Genomic DNA, 21,866 nt, shown 5'->3' on the forward strand with positions numbered 1-21,866 from the left:
GCTCAGCCGCCGCGGTGGCCGCGGGCTGGCTGCCCGCCGCCCTCGGCAGCGACACCGGCGGGAGCCTGCGCCAGCCCGCCAGCACCTGCGGCGTGGTGGGATTTAAGCCCACCTACGGTCGGGTGAGCCGCCACGGGCTGATCGCCTTTGCCTCAAGCCTCGACCACGTCGGCTGGCTCACCCGCAGCGTCGCCGACGCCGCGCTTCTTTTTGATGTGCTGGCCGGCCCCGACCCCCGCGACCCGCGCGCGTTGACCGACGCGCCCCCCCGAGCAAGCACGCCCCCCTTCCCCCGCATCCCCGCGCTCCGACTGGGCCTCCTCCCTGCTCTGATCGAAAATACTTCGATACACCCCGCCATCGCCCGGGCCTTCAGCGCGCTCACCGAGCGCCTGCAATCGGCCGGCGCCACCCTCCTCGATCTCTTCCCCCAGCACCTCGAGCTCGCCGGCCCCACCTACACCGCCATCAGCTCGGCCGAAGCCGCCTCCAACCTTGCCAGATACGAGGGCCTGCGTTTTGGCCAGCGCGCCCCCCTATCTCTCGACGAGGCGCCCACCAGCGTCGAAGCCCTCGCCAGGCACACCCGCAGCGCGCTTCTGGGCCCCGAGGTGCAGCGCCGCCTGCTTCTGGGCCACAGCTTGCTCAGCGGCCAGACCACCCTGGCCAACGCGCAACACGCCCGCGCCCACATCCAGAAAAACCTCGATGAGGCGCTCACCCACGTCGACGCCCTGCTCACCCCCACCACCCCCGACACCGCCCCGCCTCTTCAGGACGCCGACGATCCGGAGCACCACCGCGATCGATTCACCCTGCTGGCCAACCTGGCCGGGCTGCCCGCCATCTCCCTGCCCCTGGGCCACGACGCCGCCGGCCTGCCCTTCGGCCTGCAGCTCATCGGCCGCCGCGGCCACGACGCTCGCCACCTCGCCATCGCCCGCGCCCTGGAAGCCTTCATCACCGCCCCCTGATCCCGCCGGCTCACCATGACGACCACCACCTACGACACCACCCGCTGGCAGGCCGACATCGGCCTGGAGATCCACTGCCAGCTGCGCACCCGCACCCGGCTTTTTAGCCCGGGGCCGCTGCCGGCCACCACCGACGCCGCCCCCAACAGCCTGCTCACCCCTTTTGACCTGGGGCTGCCCGGCACCCTCCCGCGACTCAACACCCGCGCCGTCGATCTGGCCCTCGTCGCCGGCATCGCGCTGGAGTGCGACATCGCCCTCCTCAGCCATTTTGACCGCAAGCATTACCTCTACCCCGACCTCCCAAAGGGCTATCAGCTCACCCAGCAGGAGCGCCCCATCTGCCAGAAGGGGCGCATCCGTTTTGAGCATGAGGGCCAGCCCCACACCCTGCCCTTGCAACGCATCCACCTGGAGGAAGACGCCGGCCGCTCCCTCCACGACGCGCTCCCGGGCCACACGCTCGTGGACCTCAACCGCGCCGGCACCCCGCTTATCGAGATCGTCACCGCCCCGGCCCTGCACTGCCCCCTGGCCACCGAGTCGGCCCTTCGCGCCCTGCACCGCCTGATGGTCTGGCTAAACGTCTGCGACGGAAACCTCCAGGAGGGCTCGATGCGTTTTGACGCCAACATCTCCGTGCGTCCGGCCGGCTCCGAGGAGCCCGGGGTGCGCTGCGAGCTCAAAAACCTCAACTCCTTTCGTTTTGTGCGCGAGGCGTTGACCTTCGAGATCGACCGCCACATCACGCTCCTTCAAAAGGGTCAGACGATCCGCTCCCAGACCCGCGCCTACGACGATCGCGCGCGCCAGACCCTGCTCCTTCGCGAGCGCGACGCCTTGCCCGACTACCGATTTTTGCGCGATCCCGATCTTCCGCCTCTTGTTCTCGACGAGGCCCGCATCGCACGCCTGCGCGCCACCCACCCCGAACACCCCGACGCCCTTGAGCGCCGCCTGGCCACGACCTTCAATCTTCCCCCCACCATCGCCCGCACCCTCGCGGAGTCACTCGCCCGCGCCACCTTCTTCGAAGACGCCACCGCAGAGTTTCCGCCCGACCTTTCCGACGAGGCCCGAAACGCCCGCGCCCAGGCCTGCGCCAATCTCCTCATCAACACGCTCTTAGCCCTGCTCGACGCCGACCACCCCGAGCTCAGCGCGCTCGCCATCACCCCCGCCCAACTCGCCAGCATCGCCACCTTGCTGGCCACCGGCGAGCTCAGCGCCACGGTCGCAAGCACCCTCTGCGAAGAGGTCGCGCGCACGGGTGACGATCCCTTACGCATTGTCGAAGCGCGCGCTTTGCGGCAATGTCGCGACCCCGAGCTCCTCGGCGGCCTGGTCGACGCGGTCATCGCCGACCACCCCGACCAGCGCGACGCCTACCGCCGGGGCAAAACCCAACTCCTGGGCTTTTTCATTGGCCAGGCCATGCGCCGCGCTAAGGTTGAGCCCGACCCTCGACTGCTAACCTCGATCTTTCGCGAGCGACTCTCATGACTGACGCCATCGCCTCCAACGTCGTCCCCTTAAGCTGGGAGGGCGACCGCGCCACCGGCCGCCTCCTGATGCTCGACCAGCGCCTGCTCCCCACCGAGGAGGTCTGGCTGAAGATGCACAGCGCCGAAGACGTCGCCCGCGGCATCCGCGAGATGGTCATCCGCGGCGCCCCGGCCATCGGCATCGCCGCGGCCTTCGGCATGGCCCTGGGCATGCGCGCCTTTGAAGGCCCCCTGCACGAGCGCCCCGCCGAGTTCAGCCGACTGCACACCCTGCTCGCCAGCACTCGCCCCACCGCCGTCAACCTCTTCTGGGCCCTGGAGCGCTGCGCTCGCGTCGCTGAACGCCTGCGCGACGCCGACAACGCCTCGCTCACCGACGCCCTCTTCAACGAGGCCGACCAGATCTTCCAGGACGACCGCGACAACAACCTGCGCCTTGGCAACTACGGCGCCGCCCTCTTTGAGGGCCCCACCCGCATTCTCACCCACTGCAACACCGGCGCGCTGGCCACCGGCGGCTACGGCACCGCCCTGGGCGTCATCCGCGCCCTGCACGCCTCAGACAAGCTCGACCACGTCTGGATCGACGAGACCCGCCCCTACCTCCAGGGCGCCCGCCTCACCGCCTGGGAGTGCGTCAAAGAGGGCATCGACGCCACGCTGATCACCGACTCCATGGCCGCCCACTTCATGAAACTCGGCCAGGTCGACGCCGTCATCCTGGGCACCGACCGCATCGCTCGCAACGGCGACGTCGCCAACAAGATCGGCACCTACGGCCTGGCCGTGCTCTGCAAGCACCACAACATCCCCTTCTACGTCGCCACCCCCCTCTCCACCATCGATCTCAACACCGCCAGCGGCGACGACATCGAGATCGAACAACGCGACCCCACCGAGGTCACCCACATCGGCGGCCGCCAGATGGCCCCCGAAGGCGTCGGCGTCGCCCACCCCGCCTTCGACGTCACCCCCGCCGAGCTCGTCACCGCCATCATCACCGAAGCCGGCGTTGTCTACCCCCCCTACACCGACACCCTCCCCACGTTATTCTAATCAGGGAGAGCGGTGATTTTTTAGTCAGGGAGAACGGCAATGATGGTGGAAATAACGCAACGGCGATAAGGGCTTAGCAAGGCACCCCGTCCCGGACTTTATGGAGCGCGCGATGCACGAGACGCCCAACGCCGAGAACGCCAAATCACCCGACAACGCCGCGAAGGCCGAGAACCCCGACGATCTCATCCTCGGGTTGATCCCCCCGCAGCGTTTCTTGCAGGGCGCAGCCATGCTGCCGGCCATCACCATCGCCGCCTCGCTGGGCGCACCCACCCTGGGCATCGGCTTTGCCTCGGGGGGGCTGGCGATCTTCTTCTTCATCATCCTGCGCGCCCTGCTCGACCGCCGCGCGCTGCCCTCCAAAGTCTGGGCGCTGGCCGCCGCGCAGGCGCTGGCTGCGGGTTATGTCTTCTACGTCCACGGCTTCAACCTGGAGGCGATGCTCGGGGTCTAAAACCACCTCTCCGACCCGCTCAAAGCTCGGCCCCCCACCCTCTCAAAGCTCCTCGCCAGGTGAACGTCGTGTGCCGCCCGGGCTGCTTCTAACTTCAACCTCGAATCTACCCCCTGGTTCGGGTTAGAGTGCGCATCACGAAGCCTGCTGGCGACACGACAGGGATGTCGCCCCATAGAAACGAGCCTGAGGAGCGCAGATGCTCTTTATCGGAGGTGCAGGAGGACTGGCCGACGCGGCGAGGGCGATTCGGCAGCGTCAGCGCGACCTGAATCGACGCATTGAGCTCTCGAACCAGCGCCGAAGGCTGCGAAAGCTCAATCGCGAACCCGTGGGTGACTACGAGCCGGAGCGCGCTGAATTTCACTGTGCCTTTCTCTGCGGAGCCTGCGACTTCTTTCTCCCTCCGCGCGATGACGACAACACGATGCCCGCGTGCGCATGCCCCTCCTGCGGCGAAAGCGAGTGGATCGACCTTGGTCTGGAGCCTGCCGCCGGCCGCATCCGCGATATGGAGGCGGAGGCGCGGATGCAGGCGCCTCCGCATATCAAACGCGCGGTGCTCTTCACCTCGCTGAGCTTCTTCATCCTCGTATTTAGCGTATGCGTTCTCGGCGAATTCTTCGCTCCGGACTACTTCTCACCCTCCCTCGTCGAAGGCGGCATCTTCTTTTCCCTGGTCGGCGGGGTCTTGCTGGTGCCGCTCCTCTATTATGTGGCACCCAGGCCTCTCTCCGTCCTGTGGCTCAAGCGTCAAACGCGCCTCCCTCACAGGTGGCATGTTCCCCTTCCTTTACCTGCGCCCCATGCCGCGCCGGAGAAGACACTTGGCGAGATGTCCGCGCAGCCCCTGGGTGAGACCATCACCGCGCCTGTCAGCGGCCGCGAGTGCATCGCCTACGAGGTCTGCGTGCTCTTCGACACCCCCGGAGATGCCCGGCCCGCAGAGTGGGTGCTCCAGGAGCAGGGCGGCGTCGCCCTGACGCTCAATGGCGAGCTCGAGCTCCAGCCCGGGTCGTATTATCTGGAATCCCCCGTCGAGCCCATCGACACCCCCGGCCTCTCGCTCAACGGCTCGATAAGTGCAGCACCGAGCGCGCGTTATAAGGCGTTTAAACGCTTCCTCCGCCAACGCGCCCTCTTCATCACCGATGGCGATTTCCACGTTTACGAGGCCTGCATCTTGCCGGGCGACTCCGTTGATGTGGAGGCGTTTGAAGGCCCGATGTACGTGCTGCGACACACGAACGCCCCCGAGCGCGGCGACCTGCCGAGACTCCCCCGCCCCCTCTTTCCAGGCCATTGATTCTGCCCCTTCCTTCGACCACGCCGTGAAGCAGTCATGGATGATGATGACTGAGACATTGAACGTGCTTCGGACAAGGCGCCGTACGCAGACGATGCGTTAGCATCGTCGAGGCTTTGCAACGCAGCCCGAGGTGCTCTCCATGTGCGAAAAAATGTTCGGGGTCTAAAACCACCTCTCCGACCCGCTCAAAGCTCGACACACCTGAACAGGCTTTCAAGATTAATGACGAAAAAGTGCTCCCGAGCACTTCCATCGCGATCCGATGAAGCGTTTGAAGGCTCGCGAGCACCTTTCGCCTTCATCGATGAACGATTTTTGGGCTCGCGAGCACCTGCCCCGATCATCAAATCCCGAAAAAAACGCTCGCGATCACCCGACGCCTTCATCGATGAACGATTTTTGGGCTCGCGAGCACCTGCCCCGCTCTTCGAATCCCCAAAAAAAAGCTCGCGAGCACTTTCCTCGCTCATCGAATCCCCAAAAAAAGGCTTTTGAGCCCTCGCTCCTCGCATCGACGAGAAAGACGAACGCCCAAAAGCCTTAAGCACCGTCATGCACTGCGGGGGCAAACCCTCCCGAACGGTGACGAGCCTGTTTCAATGCAACACGATCTCCCGCCTGGCCCGAAACGCCGCCAGCCCCAGCGCGCCGAGCAGGAAAGGAAGGCTCGGGCCGCCGGTCACAGGCGCCTGAGCGCAGCCGCCCTCCTCCGCATCACCGCCTTCGCTATCCTCGTCGACGCGCTCCCCATCGGTGGTGTCACCGCCGTCGGGCGTGCCCGGGTCGGGCGCTTCGCAGTCGAGGACCACGTCTTCGTCGCCGGCGACCTGCTGAAAGTCCTCGCCAGGCAAGAAGGCGGCGACCATCACGTTGACCTCCCCGGCCTCCACGCCGCCAAAGTTTCCGCGGCGTTCGGAGTCGCATTTGGTGTAAACGCGATCAAAGCCGTGCCCCACCCAGCTTGAGCCCGGCACAAGCTCCTCGCCAACGGCGCTCAGCGGCGACCAGCGCTCCCCATCGACGCGGGTCTCGAAGAAAAGCGCGTCGGCCCAGGGCTCGGCCTCGTCGCTAAGCTCGACCTCGACCTCCACCCAGCTCGCGCCGATCTCGGCGCTGCATTCATCATCCACCGAAACCTGCAAATCGCCGGCCTGGGGCTCGGAGAGGCGCAGGGTGCCCAGCGTGGTGGGAAGCGGCGCCTCCTCCACCACATCAAAGACGAACTCGGGGAGCTGCGAGGGACCACACTCCGGGCCGGGCTCCAGGCGGTAGCTCTGCCCGGGCTCCAGCTCCCCGTTAAAGTACACATAGAACCAGCGCTCCGCTCGCCCCGGCAGCTCCACCGACTGCACGGCGATGGGCACCTCTTCGCCGCTGTTGGCGTTAAAGAGCTGCATATTCGTGGGCGCCGTCCCATCGTAACTCGCTGCGTAGATGCCGGCGGTGATGTTGGCGGGCACGGTCGCGCCGGCCAGCGAGAAGCCCTGCTCCCCTCCGAGACAGTCCACATCACAAGCCCAGGCCGCCCCGCCCACAAGCATCATCCCCGTGCCGATCATCGAGGCACACATCACCACGCGTTTGCGCATCGTCATTCTCCTGCTTAAGCCATCTGTCTCGGGTGAGATTTCATCGGCGCCGACGCTACCCGATCTGCCCCCCGGACTTCAACGCAGATGCTTTACGCAGCGCGCGCGCTCCTCAGTTCAGGCCGACGAGGGCCTCGCCATCGAAGCAGCAGAAGTCGCAGTGGGCCGAGAAGGCCTCCCCGCAGCGGGTGCAGATCTTGCGACGCGGCCCAAACCCGGTCGGCGGCAGCGCGGTGAGGCGCACGTTGAGCTCGGGCATCATCAGGGTGCCGTCGACCGGGCAGCGCACCTGCCCCACCGCCCCGTAGCGCCCGCAGCGCCGACAGCGCAGCAGCGGCACGGTGGGCACCACCCCGGCCTTCTCGGCGCTCTCCAGCGGTACCAGCGCCTCGCCATCATGCGGGCACAGCGTCTCGGTGGGCGCCCCCTCATGACCACAGGTGCGGCAGACCCGAAAGCTGGCGCGGGCGGCTTTGCCCACGAGCTCATCGCTGAGCGCCAGCCCATCGTGGGGGCAAAAACGCGCACCGGCCTCATAGCGTCGTCCGCAGCGCGCGCAGCCGCGCTGCGCGCCAGGTGTTGGCGCGCTCTGCGCCGCGCTCACAAGCGCGCTGCCATCGTAGGGGCAGCGCTCCAGCATCTCTGGAAACGTCCGCCCGCAACCGGGGCAGTGGTGCGCCGGCGAGGCCGGCGCCCCGGTGGCCAGGAGCTCCTGAAGGCTCTCTTGAAGCGCGGCGCGGGTGGCCTCGCCAGAGGTCGCCGCGCCCCCGCCCTCCAGCCGCGCCGGCTGCGCCGGCTGCGCCGCCGACGCACCCTCCAGCTGGAGGGTGCGGGCCACCTCCAGCGCCGCAGCCGAAGGCGCCGGGGCGGCCAGCCCGCTGCCCTGGCGGGCGCGCCGACGAAGCCAGACGCCCACCATCACCAGCAGCACCGCCGCGCCGACCAGAAGCCACGCCGACGCCGAGCTCGTGCCAAAACCCGCTGCCGGGAGCGTCGCGACCACCGCGCATTGCCTGGTACGCCCTGCGTTCATCGCTGCATCCGATTGAAAGAAGACCACCCGAGAGAGAGCCTCCCCTCGAATATAACAACGTCGGCAGCGCAGGGAAAAAGCCGCGGTGTAGAGGACCGCCCCGATCAAACAACCGCCGGCGCTCCGATCGGAGCGCCGGCGTTGGGCTTTCTCATTCTGCCCGACCGACTTTCAGCGTCGACCGGGCAACACGCACCACCTCAAAGCTCCGAGAGCACCGACCCGCCCGGCCCCGCAGACTCCAAGCAGCTCTCAAGCGCCTCGGTCTGCTCCCAACCGCACTTGCCGTCGAAGCAGCCGCAGCTGGTGTACTCCTGATCATAGCAGGCGTACTCCGGCAGGTACTCACAGGTGCTGATCAGGTCGTCGTTGATCGAGCCACAGAGCTGACCGGAGCAGCCGCCCACTTTGCAGTCGCGGTCGGTGCGGCACTCCGGCCTCTCATCACGACACTCCCCCTCATAGGCCACCGCAACGCCCGCGCAACGCGCCTCACAGGCGTTACCGTAAGTCTCGCCATCCTCGCCACACACGGGATCCCAGACGCGCGGGCAGGCGCAACCTTCGCGGCACTCACCCTCATACGCCACCTCAACATCCGCGCAGCCCGCTTCGCAGGCGTTACCGTAGGTGTTGCCATCCGCGCCGCAGACCGGGTCATAGACCTGTGGGCAATAGCACCCCTCGGGCTCGCATTCCCCGTCATAAGCGACCGGAACACCGGCGCAGCCGGCCTCACAGCTGTTCCCGTACGTCTGGCCGTCTTTCCCGCAGACCGGGTCATGGACCGCCGGGCAGATGCAGCGCCCCCCGAGATCCATGCCTTCCTTCAACGACTCGCCGGCCAACGCCCCCTGGGAGGCGGCGGGCTCTTCGGTTTCGGTGCTTCCACACCCCATCGCCATCATCGCCAGCAACGCACACATCGCCAGCGGGCCACACCATGACTTCCACATCGATCGCATCGTCTCTCCTTTATCCATTTCATTTCACATGAAAAGACGCCTCCGGGGCAGACGTCTCTCTGCCGAAAGCGAGCTTTCCCCTGCAGCGCACGCCATCGCCAGAGAGGCGCGCCCGAAGACGCGTGCCAACCACGGGCGTGGGGGTGCCCGGGCTGACGTCGGTCGTTGCGCCCTCACTCGCTGCGCCGACGTCGTGATGCCCGGGCCCCGCACGTCCCTGGCGATGGGGTGCCCTGCAAGGGCCCCTGGTCGCTCAAAGTGGGTAGACTATAGCGCCGCCTCGCACCGTTGTGAGGTTTCGCCTTGTTAAACAAGGTGATTAGTTGTTGCGCGCTCGCCAGCATCGCTAATAAGCGCCCTACACCAGGCGCAAAAAAAACGGCGCCCCTCTCGGAGCGCCGCTTTTCGTCATACACGTCGTTCGCAACTTCATGTCGGGCGAAGCGCCCTCAGCGCGACTTACAGGCCGCCGCACGCCCCCTCATGCGCCACCGGCACATCGACGCAGGCCGCCTGGCAGGAGTTACCGTAGGTGTTGCCATCTTCACCGCACACCGGCGCGTGAATCATCGGGCAGATGCAGTCCGCCGGAGGCGTACGCCGGCACTCTCCTTCATAGACCACCTCCACACCGGCGCAGCCAGCGTTACAACGGTTGGAGTAGGTCTGGCCGTCGGCGCCACAGACCGGCGCGTACTCTTCGGTGCAGACACAGTCGCCCGGGCCATCATCGCGACATTCGCCCTCATAGACCACGTCCACATCGACGCAGGCCGCCTGGCAGGAGTTCCCGTAGGTGTTGCCATCGTCGCCGCAGACCGGCGCGTGAACCATCGGGCAGATGCAATCCGCAGGGGGCGGCTCCTCGGCCCCGCATTCCCCCTCGTAGGCGACGTCCATGTTCTCACAATCGGCTTCGCAGGCGTTGTAATAGGTCTGACCATCTTCGCCGCAGACCGGCACGTAACCCTCAGGGCAATAGCAGATCCCGGGGTCGTCTTCGACGCACTCGCCCTCATAGGCCACCGGCACATCGACGCAGGCCGCCTGGCAGGAGTTGCCATAGGTGTTGCCATCGTCGCCGCATACCGGCGCGTGAATCATCGGGCAGATGCAATCCGCCGGAGGCGGCGTCTCCCCGGGCGGCGGTTCCGCCGGATACGCATCCTCATCGATATCTTCGTTCTCGAAATAATCGTCGGGCTGCTCCCCGGGCGGCGGCTCGTCGGCCGGCGACTCCTCGTCCGAGGCGGGGTTGTTGATGTGATCGTTCTCCACCGCCCCCTGGGCGCTGGCCGAATCGTCCGGGACGACCTCGCCACCGCAGCCCATAAGAGCCACCATCAAGAGCGCGCAGAACGCGCCACGCAGTCCATATCCATTCATCATTTTAATCATCATGTTGACCTCCCTGGTCCGTTTTCGGTCAAAGTTGCGAACGTCCCCATTCAAGAGCAAAGCCCGTGCCAGACACACAACACCTGCCGGAGCGCCCGTAAAATCGCCGCCTGAGGCCCATTACACCGATCGCACGCCCCACACCCCCTCAAATTTTCGACATCGGAACACAGCGCGCGCCCAAAGATCTGTGAAACGAAACGAAACGCCGCTCCCGGGGTGTTTGGTCCGAGTCGCGTGCGGCCGCAGCGTTCGCCGCACGACCCCGTTGACCGCACCTAAAACACGCATAAAAAAGGCCCCCCGCTTCGCGGGGGGCCTCCTGATACCATGACGCCGGACTCAGCCCTCCTGGCCCGGCTGCGCTTCGCCACACCCACCTTGATGGGCCACACCTACCTCAGCGCACTCCGCCAGGCAGACGTTGGCATAGGTCTCACCGTCCTCGCCACAGACCGGCCTGTAGATGCGCGGACACGCGCAGACCTTCTCGCTCGGCGCCTCACTCGATTCGTCATCGCCTGGCGCCGCGCATTCGCCTTCATGGGCCACACCTACCTCGGCGCACTCCGCCAGGCAGGCGTTGGCGTAGGTTGCGCCGTCCTCGCCACAGACCGGCGCGAGGATGCGCGGGCACGCGCAGATCTTCTCGCTCGGCTCCTCCGGGGTCGTGTCTTCGCCCGCCGTCTCGCATTCGCCCTCATGAGACACCGCCACATCCACGCAGGCGGCCTGGCAGGCGTTGCCGTAGGTGGTGCCATCCTCGCCACAGACCGGCATATAATGCATCGGGCAGATGCAGTCCGCCGGCGGCGTCTTCGGTGCGGATGCATCGGGCTCCGGCGAGCTGGCCTGCTCGGAGGTGGCGGTGGGCTCGGGCTCGTTTTGATGGGCACATCCCGCCAGCAGCGCGACCAACAGCGCGCACATCGCGAGGTACACTCCGGCGTGGTGCTTGAACGTCTTCATAAGGTCTTCCTGCGTAAAAAAGGTTGGGGCAGGGGAATCACTCCCGAACACGCCAAAGGGAGCAGCATCTCCCGAGAACTACGACGTTGCGCGCAGAAAAAAAGTCATCGCGGATGGACACAAAACGCCAGCACCCACCGCGGCGCGCGCTCCCCGATCGGTGAAACGCAACGTCGCGACCCTGTCTCAGCCGCGAGCTCAGAAGCGGGCCATCACGCCGAAGGTCGGCAGAATCGGCAGGCCCGTCAGCGGCTCAGAGTCGGTGTAGTCGTAGTTGTAGCGCGTCCCCTCCTGGTTCTTCGCGTTGTAGACGTTGGTGATGTCCAGATAGACCGCCAGCGTCCAGGTATCGAAGATAAAGCGACGGTCCAGGCGCAGATCGAGCTGGTGGAAGGTCTTGGAGCGCACCGAGTTCGGCTCCCCGTAGCGGGGTCGATAGCTGTCGCTGTCCGCATCAAACGACGCACCGACCACCGGGGTCTCCGGGTTGCCGGTGACCACCCGGAAGCGCGCCGAAAGATCGAGGTTCCACGGCAGGTTATACCCGGCCACCATCGTCAGAATATGCGTCTGATCATAGCTGTATGGGTCCCACTCCCCGGTGCGCAGGTTGAGCCGCTCGGACTTGGAGAGGGTGTAGCTCAACCACCCGAAGAACTTGTCTTTGGGGTAATGTCGCAGCAAGAGCTCCAGCCCGTAGGAGCGCCCCTGGCCCTCGTTTTCGTAGATCAGCGGCTCCGGCTCCCCGGTCTGCTCGTTGATCGTCTGCGCCGAGGTGTCGTTCACCAGATCGAAGGCGTCGCGGTAGTAGAGCGTCGCGTCCACCTCCAGGTGGGCGCGGGGCTGCCACTCGGCACCCACCGCATAATGCATTGCCTTCTCAAAGGTCAGATCGGGGTTGCCAAAGTCCTCCTCGGTCTGCCCGGGGATCGGCGGCTGCGTAAAGAGCCCGACCCCACCCTTGAGCACGACCGCCTCGTTGATCTCAAATCGCGACGAGAAGCGCGGCGAGATCGAGACCTCGTTGACGGGCCCGAAATAGTCGGCGCGCACGCCGGGGGTCAGCGTCCAGCGATCAAAGGCCTTGTACTGCGCCTCGGCATAGAGCGCCGGCAAAATCTCGGGGGTCGAGCGCGAGCCCACCAGCCCGTCACTTCCAATATTCGGCGCGCCGCCCTGCCCGTCTGGCGAGACGCCGTCGTCGGGTGAGCTCTCAAAGGCCGGCACCGCGTAGGAGTACACGACGTTGGAGAGCTGCGCGTCGACACCGGTGCGCAACCGAAAGTTCTCGGAGAGCTTCCAGCGAAGATCGTTGCGAATCATCGACTGGTAATAATCCAGGTCAAAGAAGATGTCCTCGCCGGCCTCCAGCGCCACGGTGTTCAGACCAAAGGAGGTCATCAGCGTGTTCTCAATCGCGCCGCCCTCGGGCTTCCACTCCCAGCGGACCTGCCCGCGATGAAAGGAGTTTCCAAAGCCCGCGTCGCGAATCTGAACGTTCTGATCCCCCTGAGGCTCGCCATCAGGCAGGATCACGTCGATCTGATCGTCGGAGCCATACACGAAGAACTCGACCTTATGGGCGCCGCTCTCGCTGCGATAGGTCACCCAGCTCTGGTAGTCGAAGTAGCGCGGCGCCACGACCGTATCGATCTCCAGAGTCCGCAACACCGTGGGTAAGAACAGGTCGTAGTAGCTGCGACGCCCCGCCAGCGCGAAGCTCCACCGATCGTTGATCGGCCCCTCCACGATCGCGGAGCTGTCGAGCAGATCGACCTCCACCATCCCGTGAAAACGATCGTTGCGCGGCGAACGCGTGCGCAGGTCGATCACCCCGGCGGTCGCCCGGCCGTAGTAGGTGGAGAAGTTGCCCGGATAGAAGTCGATCGCCTCGACCATCTCGGTGTTGATGACCGCCGGCCCGCCAAAGAAGTGGTACACAATCGGGATGGAGTCACCCTCCAGAAAGATCTTGGTGTCGTTTGGCGAGGAGCCGCGCACGATGATCTGCCCGCTGATGAACTGCGCGCGCGCCACCCCGGGGAGGTTCTGCACCACGCGCACCACATCGCCGCCGGTGCCCGGGATGCGGCGGACCTCATCGAGCTCAATGGTCTGTCGGTTAACCTCCTGGCGCTGCCGTCGCGTCACGGTGCGCCCGCGGAAGGTCCCCTCATCGTCGGCCGGCACGTAGTAGTTGCCCTGGGTCACCTCTCCGGCGGCCACCTCCACGTCGAAGGTCGAGGTGACGTACCCCGAGGAGGCCGCGCGCAGGATGTACTGACCCGGCTCCACGCCCGCAAAACCAAAGCGTCCACCGCCTTCGCTAAAGCCCTGGCGAACCTCCTGCTGGGTCTGCGCATCGAGCAGGCGCAGCTCCACGCCGGCCAGCGGCGCGCGCGAGCCCGCCTCGCGGATCTCTCCAATCACGTTGTCCTGAGCGCGGGGCACCCGGTACTCCACCTCGACGAGCTGACCGGCCAGAAGCTCAATATCCGTCTCAAAGTCGAGGTAGGCGTCGACCTGCAAAAAGACCTGGTACGGGCCCGGGGGGACGTTTCCAAAGTAGAAGCTGCCGTCGGCCTCGCTGATCGCGCTGGCCTCCGGTTTGGGCTCGTACGCATCGCCGGTGTAGACGATGCGCACCTCGGCCCCCTCAATCCCCTCACCCGAGTCCGGGTCGAGCACCACGCCGGTGAACTCCGCCGGCAAGATCGGCAGGCTAAAGCGCACCGTGAAGTTCAAGGAGACCGGGATCGGCTCTCCGTTGAGGCGCGCCGGCTCAAACTTAAACTGGCGCGCCGCCTCGGCGGCCGACTCATCCAGGCCGTAGCCCAACCCCTCGACCACCTCGACCTTCGAGACGTCACCGGCGGTGTTGATCGTCAGCTCCAGAATCACCGCGCCTTCGACCCGCGCGTCCACCGCCTCATCGGTGTAGTCGGCCTCCACGTCGCGCAGGAGCTGCGGAGGCTGAAGCTCACCGCGGGCGGAGCGCTGGGTGGGCGGCGCCTGAGCCGGCGCCTCTTCGGGCGCCTCGCCAGGCTCGCTCTCATCCTCTTGAGGCGCCTCAGCCGGCGCCTCCTCGGCAGGGGGTTGTTGTGCCAGAAGGGTCGCCGGCGTCGTCGCCACCATCGAGAGCGCCAGCACCCACATCATCCATCGCGTCTTCATCAGCATCATCCTTTACTCCACCACCAGCAGGCGCCGCTCCATAAAGTCCACCCCCAGGCGCGCGTCGCGCACCACTGACCACAGGCGCACCCCGCAACCCTCGGCCTCGGGCTCCTGGCACTCCACATCGGCCTGGTTCGACGAGACGACCAGCGTGGTGATCGGCGCCTCCTCCAGCGTGGTATCCGGCAGCACAAAAAGTCGGCGCGAGCCACCGAGGGTGCCGGAGGTCGTAAAGTAGCGGAACACAAAGGCTTCCTGACGCTCCGGCGGCGCCTCCTCGGCGCCCTCCGGGATCGGGGGGCGGTAGGTCTCCACGCTCTCCGGGCTGACCACCGCGCGCAGCTCCAGACTCACACCGCTGGCCACACGCAGATCCGTATCTTCGGGGATGGCCACCCACTGGTCGTCATGCGCCGCGTCGGCCTCCACCTCCCAGCCTGCCCGATCGCGCAGCTCCGAGAGATCGCCCGGATCCTCCGGCCGCACCTCCAGCGCCATCATCACCGGGTTGGTGTTCGGGTTCTCCCCTCCCGTCGAGAGCGTGAGCGACTTCGACGAGACGATCGACGCCTCCCCGGCCGAGACCTCCAGGCGCACCGAGATCTCATAGCCCCGGCTGCAGTCGGTCACCGGCAAGAATCGCGCGAGCTCCGGGTCGTCGAACTGCTCGGCGATCGCCTCCTGAATCGCCTCACAGAACCCCAGCACCTGGGCTTCGGTGAAGGGGTTCTCAAAGACCACCTCCGCCTCCGTGCCCAGCTCAAAATCGATCCCCTGCACCCCGAGCTCGGCCAGCTCCTCATCGCCGAGGGGGCACTCGTAGCCGTCGGCCGCCGAGCTCTCCAGCGGGCACCACGACCAGGCGTAGCTCACCGTCTGACCCTCGGGCGCGTACACCGCCGCCGAGAGCGTGGTCTGCCCCTGGCCGGCCACCACCACCGGATCGGCCTTAATCGCCATCAGTCGCAGCTTGTCGATCTTCCAGTAGGGGGCAAACTCCCGGCCGCAGCCCGTAAGCACCATCGCCCCGAGCAGCACCCCTATCAGGAGCACCCCGCGCCAACTCCGTCCCATCTCAACCTCTCGCAACCAACCCATCCGACGCACCAGACATTTTTGCAGGTTTTTGAATCTGCCCGGGCAAGTGTGTGCGCCCGGCGCCCGAGGTCAAAGCCTCAGAAGTGAAAAGTTCTTCTCCAGCCCCCCATCTATCGCAGCCCGGCGACGATCGTGCAAACCACGCCGCCGAGATCACGCCAGAGCTCTAATGCACCTTCAGCCGAATACGCGCCGCCTCCAGACGCTCGGCCTCCTCGCGCAACACCGCGCGGGTCAGCGGCATGGAGCGCAACCAGCCCTTTGGAAAGCTCAGCGTCAGCTCACGTCCCTGCACCTCGGCCTTAAACTCGGGCACGGCCTGATCGACGCGGTTGCGGTTGAGCAGCACCGCCAGCCGCAGAAGCACCGCCAGCCGCCTTCCAGAGCGCGGAAGCTTGCCGGCCATCCCGTCAAAACGATGCGGCTTAAACTCGCGGCGATGCGTACGCACCAGCGCCCAGAGCATATGCTGATCCTGGCGCGAAAACCCGGGCATGTCGGAGTTTTCCACCAGGTACGAGCCGTGCTTGTGGTAGCGCGCGTGCGCGATCGCCAGGCCGATCTCATGCAACTTCGCCGACCACCCCAGCACCGTGGCAAGGTAGGGGTCCTCGATCTTCCAGCCGGCGGCGACCTGCTCCCACAGGGCCAGCGCGGTGGCCTCGACCCGCGCCGCATGCGGCATGTCCACCCCGTAGCGCGCGCACAGGGTGGCCACAGTCTGCTCGCGGATATCTTCGCGGCTCAAGCGCCCCACAAGATCGACCATCAAGCCCTCGCGCAGCGCGCCGTCGCTGGGGACCATCTGCTCGATCTGCAAGATCTCAAAGGCCGCGCTCAAGATCGCCACCCCGCCGGCAAAGACCGGGGCGCGATCCTCACTGACCCCGGGAAGTTGATCGGGCCGGGCCTCCCCATCTTTGATCAGCCGCCGCCGCAAGCGCTGCAGCCCGCGGGCGGTGATCGCCCCACGGCTCCAGCCCTTCTCATCGAGCACCTGGGCCACCGCTTTGATCGTCCCCGACGAGCCCACCGCCTCGCTCCACCCGACCTGGCGGTAGCGCGTCGCCAGCATCTCCACCTCCTGCTTGGCCGCAAGAATCGCCTCGGCCATGGCCGCCTCGCTGACCTTGCCATCGGGAAAATAACGCCGCGTCCACTCCACACACCCCATATACTTGGACTCGCGCTCCAGAGGCTCAAAGCCCTGGCCGACCACAAACTCGGTGCTGCCCCCGCCAATATCGATGACCAGCCGACGCCCCGGGCCCGGCTCCATCGTGTGGGCGACGCCCTGATAGACGAGACGAGCCTCTTCGAGACCGCTGATGATCTCGACGGGCACCCCGCCCAGGGCTTCCTGAATCTCTTCCATAAAGGCGCGCGGGTCGCGGGTCTTACGCAGCGTGTTCGTGCCCACCGCGCGAATATCACCGGGCGCAATGCCCTGAAGTCGCTCCCCAAAACGGCGCAAACACCCCAGCGCCCGGGCGCGCGCCTCGGTGCTCAGGGTTTTGTCGTCACGCAGACCGGCGGCCAGGCGCACCATCTCTTTAAGACGGTCGACCACCTGAAGCTGGCCATCCTGCTTGCGCGCGATCACCATATGAAAGGAGTTCGACCCCAGGTCGATCGCCGCGATCATCCTCTCTGCCGTCATAGGGCTCCCATCGTTGTTCCACGTTCTCGCAAGGCTCGCTCGCCACACCGCAACCGGTGTTCAGTCTTAACCTAGCGCGACGCTCGCCGAGACGCATCCATGATGCGCGCCCGCTCGCCAACGTTGGCGCCCATAATTACCCCTGGTTATCCCCACTCCCACCTCCATGAGGTCCTGATGTCCCGTCAACTTCTCCCCAACCTGCTGCTCGTGATGGTGCTGCTCGTCGCCGGGCTGACCCTGGGCTGCCAGCCCTCCGAGACCCACCGCAACGGCGACGTGGCGCAGACCGAGCAACCCGGCGCCTCGCCAGAGAGCGAGGCCGCCGATCGCCCGGGCGGCACCGAGCTCTCCACGCCCGATCTGGAGAGCGAAGGGCTGGCCCGCGCCACCTTCGCCGGCGGCTGCTTCTGGTGCATGGAGCCCCCCTTTGAGCGCCTGGAGGGCGTCGTCTCGGTGACCTCCGGCTACACCGACGGCCCCGAAGAAGCCCCCACCTACAGCGAAGTCTCCTCCGGTCAGACCGGCCACACTGAGGCCGTCGAGATCCTCTACAACCCCGATATCGTCAGCTATGAGGAGCTGCTCACCGTCTTCTGGCGCGCCCACGATCCCACCGACCTCGAAGGGCAGTTCGCCGACCGCGGCTCGCAATACCGCCCGGGCATCTACACCCACAATGACCTGCAGCGCGATCAGGCCGAGGCCTCCAAAGCGGCGCTCGAAGCCGAAGGGCCTTTTGATGAGCCCATCGTCACGCCGATCAAGCCCGCCCAGCCCTTCTGGATCGCCGAGGCGTACCACCAGGACTATTATAAAAAGAACCCCACCCCTTATCAGCGCTACTACGAGGGGAGCGGCCGCAAGGGCTTCTTAGAGCGCACCTGGACGGCCGATTGAACGCGCGTGCCTTTGCCCCCGCACCGCCCCTCAACGCGCCACGGGCGGCCTTCAGGAACCTCTGGCGCGCTCAAAACGCCCCAACAGCTCCACATGGGTGGTCTGCGGGAGCATGTCGTGGGCCTGAAGCTCCACGAGCTTCCAGCCGCCCTGCTCAAGCTCGTCGGTGTCACGGGCAAAGCTCGCCACATCGCAGCTCATATAAACGAGCATCTTCGCGCCCAGCGACGCCGGCTTGCTCAACACCTCCCGCATCGGCCGCGAGAGCCCCTTGCGCGGCGGGTTGAGCAGGATCGCCTCCGGCCGGGCCAGCGCCCCCTCATCGGGGCAGGACGCGCGCCAGTCCGCGGCTCCCAGGTCGACCACGCGGTAGCGCGCCTCCACCCCGGCGCGCGCCGCGTTCTGCCGCGCGCTCTCAATGGCCGAGGCCACGCTCTCCGCGCCAAAAAGATGCACATTGCTGCGCCCCACCGCCGCGTTGAGCCCCAGCCCGCCGATGCCACAGTAGAGGTCCCAGATCACCTGCGCGCCCTGCACCCAGCGCGCGGCCTGGCGGTACATCGCCGAGGCCACCTCCACGTTGAGCTGGGCAAAGGCCCCCGGATCGATGGCCAGCGCCACGTCTCCGTAACGCTCCATCAGCCGGCAGTCCCCGGCCAGGGTGCGCGAGGCGTCGACGCGGATGGCGTTGGTGTCGCGATCGTTGACCGTCAGCGCCACGCCCTGCACCCCCTCGATCGCCATGATCGCCTCGGTGGCCGCACCAAGCCAGTGGGCGTCAGGCTCGCGTACCACAAGCTCCACCACCACCGCCTCGCCAGCCCCCGGCTGCCCGGCAGCCCGCACCGAGATGTAGCGCAGCCCCTGCGCTTCATCGCCCACCGGCACATCCAGCGCGCCCAAACGCACTTCCAGCTCCGCCTGCACCCGCGAAAGAATCGGGCGCACCACCTGACAGCCCGACATCGCCGCCACATCCTGGCTTCGCGGGGCATACGAGCCCAGCAAAAGGCGGCCGGCGCGACGCGTGACCACAAAATTGGAGCGGTTGCGGTAGCCGAGCTGGCGCGGCGCCTCGTGCCAGCTCCAGCCGATCTCGCGCTCGCCAAGCAGCTCGGTGACGCGATCTTCTAAGATCTGCGCTCGCAGCGAAGCGCGCACATGCATCCCCGGACATCCCCCGCAGCGCCCCCGCACCGGGCCGGCGTGCGCGCACACCGGCTGCTCAAACCCCTCGCCACGCCCGTGCACCCGGCTCACCCGCGCAAAGTCGCGCGGATGATGCTGGCTCGACGCCACCACCTCCAGATCCACCCGGTCGCCTGGCACCACGCCCGGCGCCAGCACCCGGCGCTGGTTGTGCTCGACCCACCCCTCAAAGTTCGCGTCGATCCCGGCGATCACCACGTCGTCGATCGTCTTGCTCATGCCCGGCTCACTCGTTCGTGCTTCTGCGGGGCCCGCGCACAGGCCGGCCCCTCGACTTCTGCCCTCCGCCTTATCAGCGTCGGCGTTTCGGGGCAAAGCGCAGAGAACTCCGGACGGGTCTCACTCGACTCCCAACGCTCAAAACGTCTGCGCAAGCGACGCGATCGCGGCGTTTCAACTCAAAACGCCTGCGCGAGCGACGCGATCACGCCATCTCGGCTCAAAACGCCTGCCCGAGCGATGCGATCACGACATCTCGGCTCAAAACGCCTGCCCGAGCGATGCGATCACGACATCTCAACTCAAAACGCCTGCCCGAGCGATGCGATCACGACATCTCAGCTCAAAACGCCCGATCGACCCTCGACAACACGTTCTGGATTTCCAAAAGGCGTGATCGGCCCCCGTTCACGTGGTTTAGGCTGGAAAATCGCCCGATCGACCCTCGCGATCGCGTTTTGGGTTTCCAAAACGCGTGCTCGGCCCCCGTTCACGTGTTTTGGGCTGGAAAATCGCCCGATCGACCCTCGCGCTCACGTTTTGAGTTCCCAAAACACCTGCCCGGCGCCCGCGCACCTCAATCTCGCCGCATAAGCCGCATCAACGGCCCCAGGCGCAACTTCTTACCCTTACGGCTCGCCGCCACATGCCAGCCCAGCGACCACCAGAAGAGGGTGGTGGCCGAGAGCGCCGCCAGAATCCCGATGATCAAAAGCACCGAGACCCCGAAGATCTCCCGATCGAAGGGGCGTAAGAGCATCGCCGCCACCACCGCCAGCCCCGAGGCGATCACGCCCAAGAACAGACGCGTGCCCAGGGTGTTGAGCACCTCCCCGAGCTGATCGAGCGACTCATTGCGCACCGTCACCGTGAGGTTTCCGCCCTCCAGGTCCATCAGCACCTGATCGAGCTGCTGGGGCACCTTGGTCACAAAGCTCGAGACGCCCACGGCTGCGCTCAACGCCGACTGCGCCAGCTTTTTGGCCGAATACTTCTTCAGCGCCAGGTCGCGGGCGTAGGGGAGCCCGATGGCCATCACGTCCATATCCGGCTTGAGCCGGCGCATGATGCCCTCGATGGTCGCCGCCGTCTTGACCAGCACCGCGTAGTTGGGGTTGAGACGAATGCGGTGGTACTGCGCCGCGTCCATCACTTCCTGGATGAACTGGCTCACATCAAAGTCGCCCACCGTCGCGCTGATGTACTTGTCGCGCACCCGCTCCACGTCCGAGCGAAACTCCCGCAGGTTCACCCGCCCCACCGGATCGCCCATCTCCAGAAGGGCCCGGGCGATCGCGTCGACATCCCCGGTGAGCACATTGAGGATCAGCCCGATCAGATCGTCCTGCTGGCGCGACGAGAGGCGCCCCACCAGCCCGAAGTCGATAAAGATCAGCGCGCCGTCCTCGCGCACCATGATGTTGCCCGGATGCGGATCGCCGTGAAAAAACCCGTCGTAAAGCACCATCTTGACCATGGCGTCGAGCAGGTTATGCAGCACCGTCTCGGCAAGCTCGCTGCCCCCTTCGATGTCCGCGAGTTTGCCGGCCTGCACAAACTCCATGGTCATGACTTCGGCGCGGGTCAGCTCGTCGTAGACAAAAGGCACGCTGACGGCGTCAACCTCGGCGAAGTTTTTGCCGAACTCCTGCACATGTTTGGCCTCCTGCCGAAAGTCCAGCTCCGCCAGGATCGCCCGCTCAAACTCCTGCACGATGGCCGTGGGCGAATAAAGCTCGATCTCCTCGACGGTCGCCTCCAGAAAGCGGGCCAGATAGTAGAGCAGATCGAGATCGGCGCGGATCTGCTCGCCAATGCCCAGGCGCTGCACCTTGACCACCACCGACGTGCCATCATGCAGCGTCGCACGGTGCACCTGCCCGATGCTCGCGGCGGCCAGGGGCTTTTCCTCAAAGCTCGCGTAGGCCTCCTCCAACGTCTGCCCCAGGCTCGACTCCACCTGCCGGCGGATCGTCTCCATGGGCATTGGGCTGACCGCGTCCTGAAGCTTGCGCAGCTCGTCGAGAAACTCCTTCGGCACCAGATCGGGGCGCGTGGAGAGCACCTGCCCGAGTTTGACAAAGGTCGGCCCCAGATCTTCGAGCACGCGCCGAAAACGCACCGCCGCCTCGGAGCGGTCCGGCCCGATCAGCGCCTCAACGCTCTCATCGCCCTCAAACCCGTCATCCCCCCGCAACGTCGAGCTCTCGCCCAAAAAGCGGCCCAACCCCGCACGCCGCGCCACCGCCGAGAACCCGTGCCGCGTGAGCACACTGGAGATGGTCCGCAGGCGCTTGATGTCCTGAACCGCCGCTCTGACTGGTGATGCCATCGTGCCTACTCCCACA

Annotated in this window: 17 protein-coding genes; 6 read left to right on the top strand and 11 right to left on the bottom strand. The window is 66.1% G+C overall.

Translation table 11 applies throughout. The features are described from left to right. The 5 genes from FRC96_RS02355 to FRC96_RS02375 all read left to right on the top strand — a co-directional run. A partial coding sequence (locus tag FRC96_RS02355) for an amidase family protein (RefSeq protein WP_146972432.1) occupies positions 1 to 974 on the top strand: 974 nt, incomplete at its 5' end. A gap of 15 nt (positions 975 to 989) precedes the next feature. After that, positions 990 to 2,477, top strand: a complete 1,488-nt coding sequence (gene gatB / locus FRC96_RS02360) for an Asp-tRNA(Asn)/Glu-tRNA(Gln) amidotransferase subunit GatB (protein WP_146972433.1) — start codon at positions 990 to 992, stop codon at positions 2,475 to 2,477. 8 nt (positions 2,478 to 2,485) lie between these two features. Continuing rightward, a complete protein-coding gene (mtnA, locus tag FRC96_RS02365; protein ID WP_434006972.1) occupies positions 2,486 to 3,535 on the top strand; it encodes an S-methyl-5-thioribose-1-phosphate isomerase in 1,050 nt (349 codons plus the stop codon). Between the two features lie 112 nt (positions 3,536 to 3,647). Beyond that, positions 3,648 to 3,992, top strand: a complete 345-nt coding sequence (locus tag FRC96_RS02370) for a hypothetical protein (RefSeq protein WP_146972435.1) — start codon at positions 3,648 to 3,650, stop codon at positions 3,990 to 3,992. Positions 3,993 to 4,191: 199 nt separating this feature from the next. Further along, positions 4,192 to 5,298: a hypothetical protein gene (locus tag FRC96_RS02375; protein ID WP_146972436.1), complete on the top strand. Its 1,107-nt coding sequence runs from the start codon at positions 4,192 to 4,194 to the stop codon at positions 5,296 to 5,298. A gap of 188 nt (positions 5,299 to 5,486) precedes the next feature. Here FRC96_RS02375 and FRC96_RS02380 read toward each other — a convergent pair whose 3' ends face one another. From FRC96_RS02380 to ppx, 9 genes are all read right to left on the bottom strand, one after another. Next, on the bottom strand, positions 5,487 to 5,771 hold the full coding sequence (locus FRC96_RS02380) for a hypothetical protein (RefSeq protein ID WP_146972437.1): 285 nt from the start codon (positions 5,769 to 5,771) through the stop codon (positions 5,487 to 5,489). 126 nt (positions 5,772 to 5,897) lie between these two features. Continuing rightward, a complete protein-coding gene (locus FRC96_RS02385) occupies positions 5,898 to 6,890 on the bottom strand; it encodes a hypothetical protein (RefSeq protein ID WP_146972438.1) in 993 nt (330 codons plus the stop codon). Positions 6,891 to 7,002: 112 nt separating this feature from the next. Next, positions 7,003 to 7,923, bottom strand: a complete 921-nt coding sequence (locus tag FRC96_RS02390) for a hypothetical protein (protein ID WP_146972439.1) — start codon at positions 7,921 to 7,923, stop codon at positions 7,003 to 7,005. Between the two features lie 200 nt (positions 7,924 to 8,123). Next, positions 8,124 to 8,879, bottom strand: a complete 756-nt coding sequence (locus tag FRC96_RS02395) for a Kazal-type serine protease inhibitor domain-containing protein (protein WP_230469790.1) — start codon at positions 8,877 to 8,879, stop codon at positions 8,124 to 8,126. Positions 8,880 to 9,347: 468 nt separating this feature from the next. Further along, positions 9,348 to 10,289 (bottom strand): Kazal-type serine protease inhibitor family protein, encoded by a 942-nt coding sequence (locus FRC96_RS02400; protein WP_146972441.1) that lies wholly within the window; start codon positions 10,287 to 10,289, stop codon positions 9,348 to 9,350. Positions 10,290 to 10,628: 339 nt separating this feature from the next. Further along, complete coding sequence (locus tag FRC96_RS21690; protein ID WP_230469791.1) at positions 10,629 to 11,255, bottom strand: Kazal-type serine protease inhibitor family protein; 627 nt, start codon at positions 11,253 to 11,255, stop codon at positions 10,629 to 10,631. A gap of 198 nt (positions 11,256 to 11,453) precedes the next feature. Next, positions 11,454 to 14,429 (bottom strand): TonB-dependent receptor domain-containing protein, encoded by a 2,976-nt coding sequence (locus tag FRC96_RS02415; RefSeq protein ID WP_230469792.1) that lies wholly within the window; start codon positions 14,427 to 14,429, stop codon positions 11,454 to 11,456. A 12-nt stretch (positions 14,430 to 14,441) separates the two neighbouring features. Then, on the bottom strand, positions 14,442 to 15,506 hold the full coding sequence (locus tag FRC96_RS02420; RefSeq protein WP_146972443.1) for a hypothetical protein: 1,065 nt from the start codon (positions 15,504 to 15,506) through the stop codon (positions 14,442 to 14,444). 190 nt (positions 15,507 to 15,696) lie between these two features. Then, on the bottom strand, positions 15,697 to 17,190 hold the full coding sequence (gene ppx, locus FRC96_RS02425; RefSeq protein ID WP_146972444.1) for an exopolyphosphatase: 1,494 nt from the start codon (positions 17,188 to 17,190) through the stop codon (positions 15,697 to 15,699). A 177-nt stretch (positions 17,191 to 17,367) separates the two neighbouring features. Between ppx and msrA the strand changes: the two genes are divergently transcribed. After that, the gene (msrA, locus tag FRC96_RS02430; RefSeq protein ID WP_230469793.1) at positions 17,368 to 18,090 is read left to right on the top strand and encodes a peptide-methionine (S)-S-oxide reductase MsrA; all 723 of its coding nucleotides are present in this window, start codon (positions 17,368 to 17,370) and stop codon (positions 18,088 to 18,090) included. Positions 18,091 to 18,141: 51 nt separating this feature from the next. On the opposite strand, the gene FRC96_RS02435 is transcribed toward msrA, so the two are convergent. Both FRC96_RS02435 and FRC96_RS02440 read right to left on the bottom strand, forming a co-directional pair. After that, entirely contained in the window at positions 18,142 to 19,518 is a 1,377-nt protein-coding gene (locus tag FRC96_RS02435) for a class I SAM-dependent RNA methyltransferase (protein ID WP_146972445.1), read from the bottom strand. Between the two features lie 577 nt (positions 19,519 to 20,095). Next, the gene (locus FRC96_RS02440) at positions 20,096 to 21,850 is read right to left on the bottom strand and encodes an ABC1 kinase family protein (RefSeq protein WP_230469794.1); all 1,755 of its coding nucleotides are present in this window, start codon (positions 21,848 to 21,850) and stop codon (positions 20,096 to 20,098) included. Between the last annotated feature and the right edge of the window lie 16 nt (positions 21,851 to 21,866).

Origin of the sequence: Lujinxingia vulgaris (genome assembly GCF_007997005.1) — a bacterium.
Classification (GTDB): Bacteria; Myxococcota_A; Bradymonadia; order Bradymonadales; family Bradymonadaceae; genus Lujinxingia.

Excerpts from the sequence above, each read along its gene's own strand:
- gatB (WP_146972433.1), top strand. The coding sequence starts at position 990 with ATGACGACCACCACCTACGACACCACCCGCTGGCAGGCCGACATCGGC.
- FRC96_RS02370 (WP_146972435.1), top strand. The coding sequence starts at position 3,648 with ATGCACGAGACGCCCAACGCCGAGAACGCCAAATCACCCGACAACGCC.
- FRC96_RS02375 (WP_146972436.1), top strand. The coding sequence starts at position 4,192 with ATGCTCTTTATCGGAGGTGCAGGAGGACTGGCCGACGCGGCGAGGGCG.
- FRC96_RS02380 (WP_146972437.1), bottom strand. The coding sequence starts at position 5,771 with ATGAGCGAGGAAAGTGCTCGCGAGCTTTTTTTTGGGGATTCGAAGAGC.
- FRC96_RS02385 (WP_146972438.1), bottom strand. The coding sequence starts at position 6,890 with ATGCGCAAACGCGTGGTGATGTGTGCCTCGATGATCGGCACGGGGATG.
- FRC96_RS02390 (WP_146972439.1), bottom strand. The coding sequence starts at position 7,923 with ATGAACGCAGGGCGTACCAGGCAATGCGCGGTGGTCGCGACGCTCCCG.
- FRC96_RS02395 (WP_230469790.1), bottom strand. The coding sequence starts at position 8,879 with ATGTGGAAGTCATGGTGTGGCCCGCTGGCGATGTGTGCGTTGCTGGCG.
- FRC96_RS02400 (WP_146972441.1), bottom strand. The coding sequence starts at position 10,289 with ATGATGATTAAAATGATGAATGGATATGGACTGCGTGGCGCGTTCTGC.
- FRC96_RS21690 (WP_230469791.1), bottom strand. The coding sequence starts at position 11,255 with ATGAAGACGTTCAAGCACCACGCCGGAGTGTACCTCGCGATGTGCGCG.
- FRC96_RS02415 (WP_230469792.1), bottom strand. The coding sequence starts at position 14,429 with ATGAAGACGCGATGGATGATGTGGGTGCTGGCGCTCTCGATGGTGGCG.
- FRC96_RS02420 (WP_146972443.1), bottom strand. The coding sequence starts at position 15,506 with ATGGGACGGAGTTGGCGCGGGGTGCTCCTGATAGGGGTGCTGCTCGGG.
- ppx (WP_146972444.1), bottom strand. The coding sequence starts at position 17,190 with ATGACGGCAGAGAGGATGATCGCGGCGATCGACCTGGGGTCGAACTCC.
- msrA (WP_230469793.1), top strand. The coding sequence starts at position 17,368 with ATGTCCCGTCAACTTCTCCCCAACCTGCTGCTCGTGATGGTGCTGCTC.
- FRC96_RS02435 (WP_146972445.1), bottom strand. The coding sequence starts at position 19,518 with ATGAGCAAGACGATCGACGACGTGGTGATCGCCGGGATCGACGCGAAC.
- FRC96_RS02440 (WP_230469794.1), bottom strand. The coding sequence starts at position 21,850 with ATGGCATCACCAGTCAGAGCGGCGGTTCAGGACATCAAGCGCCTGCGG.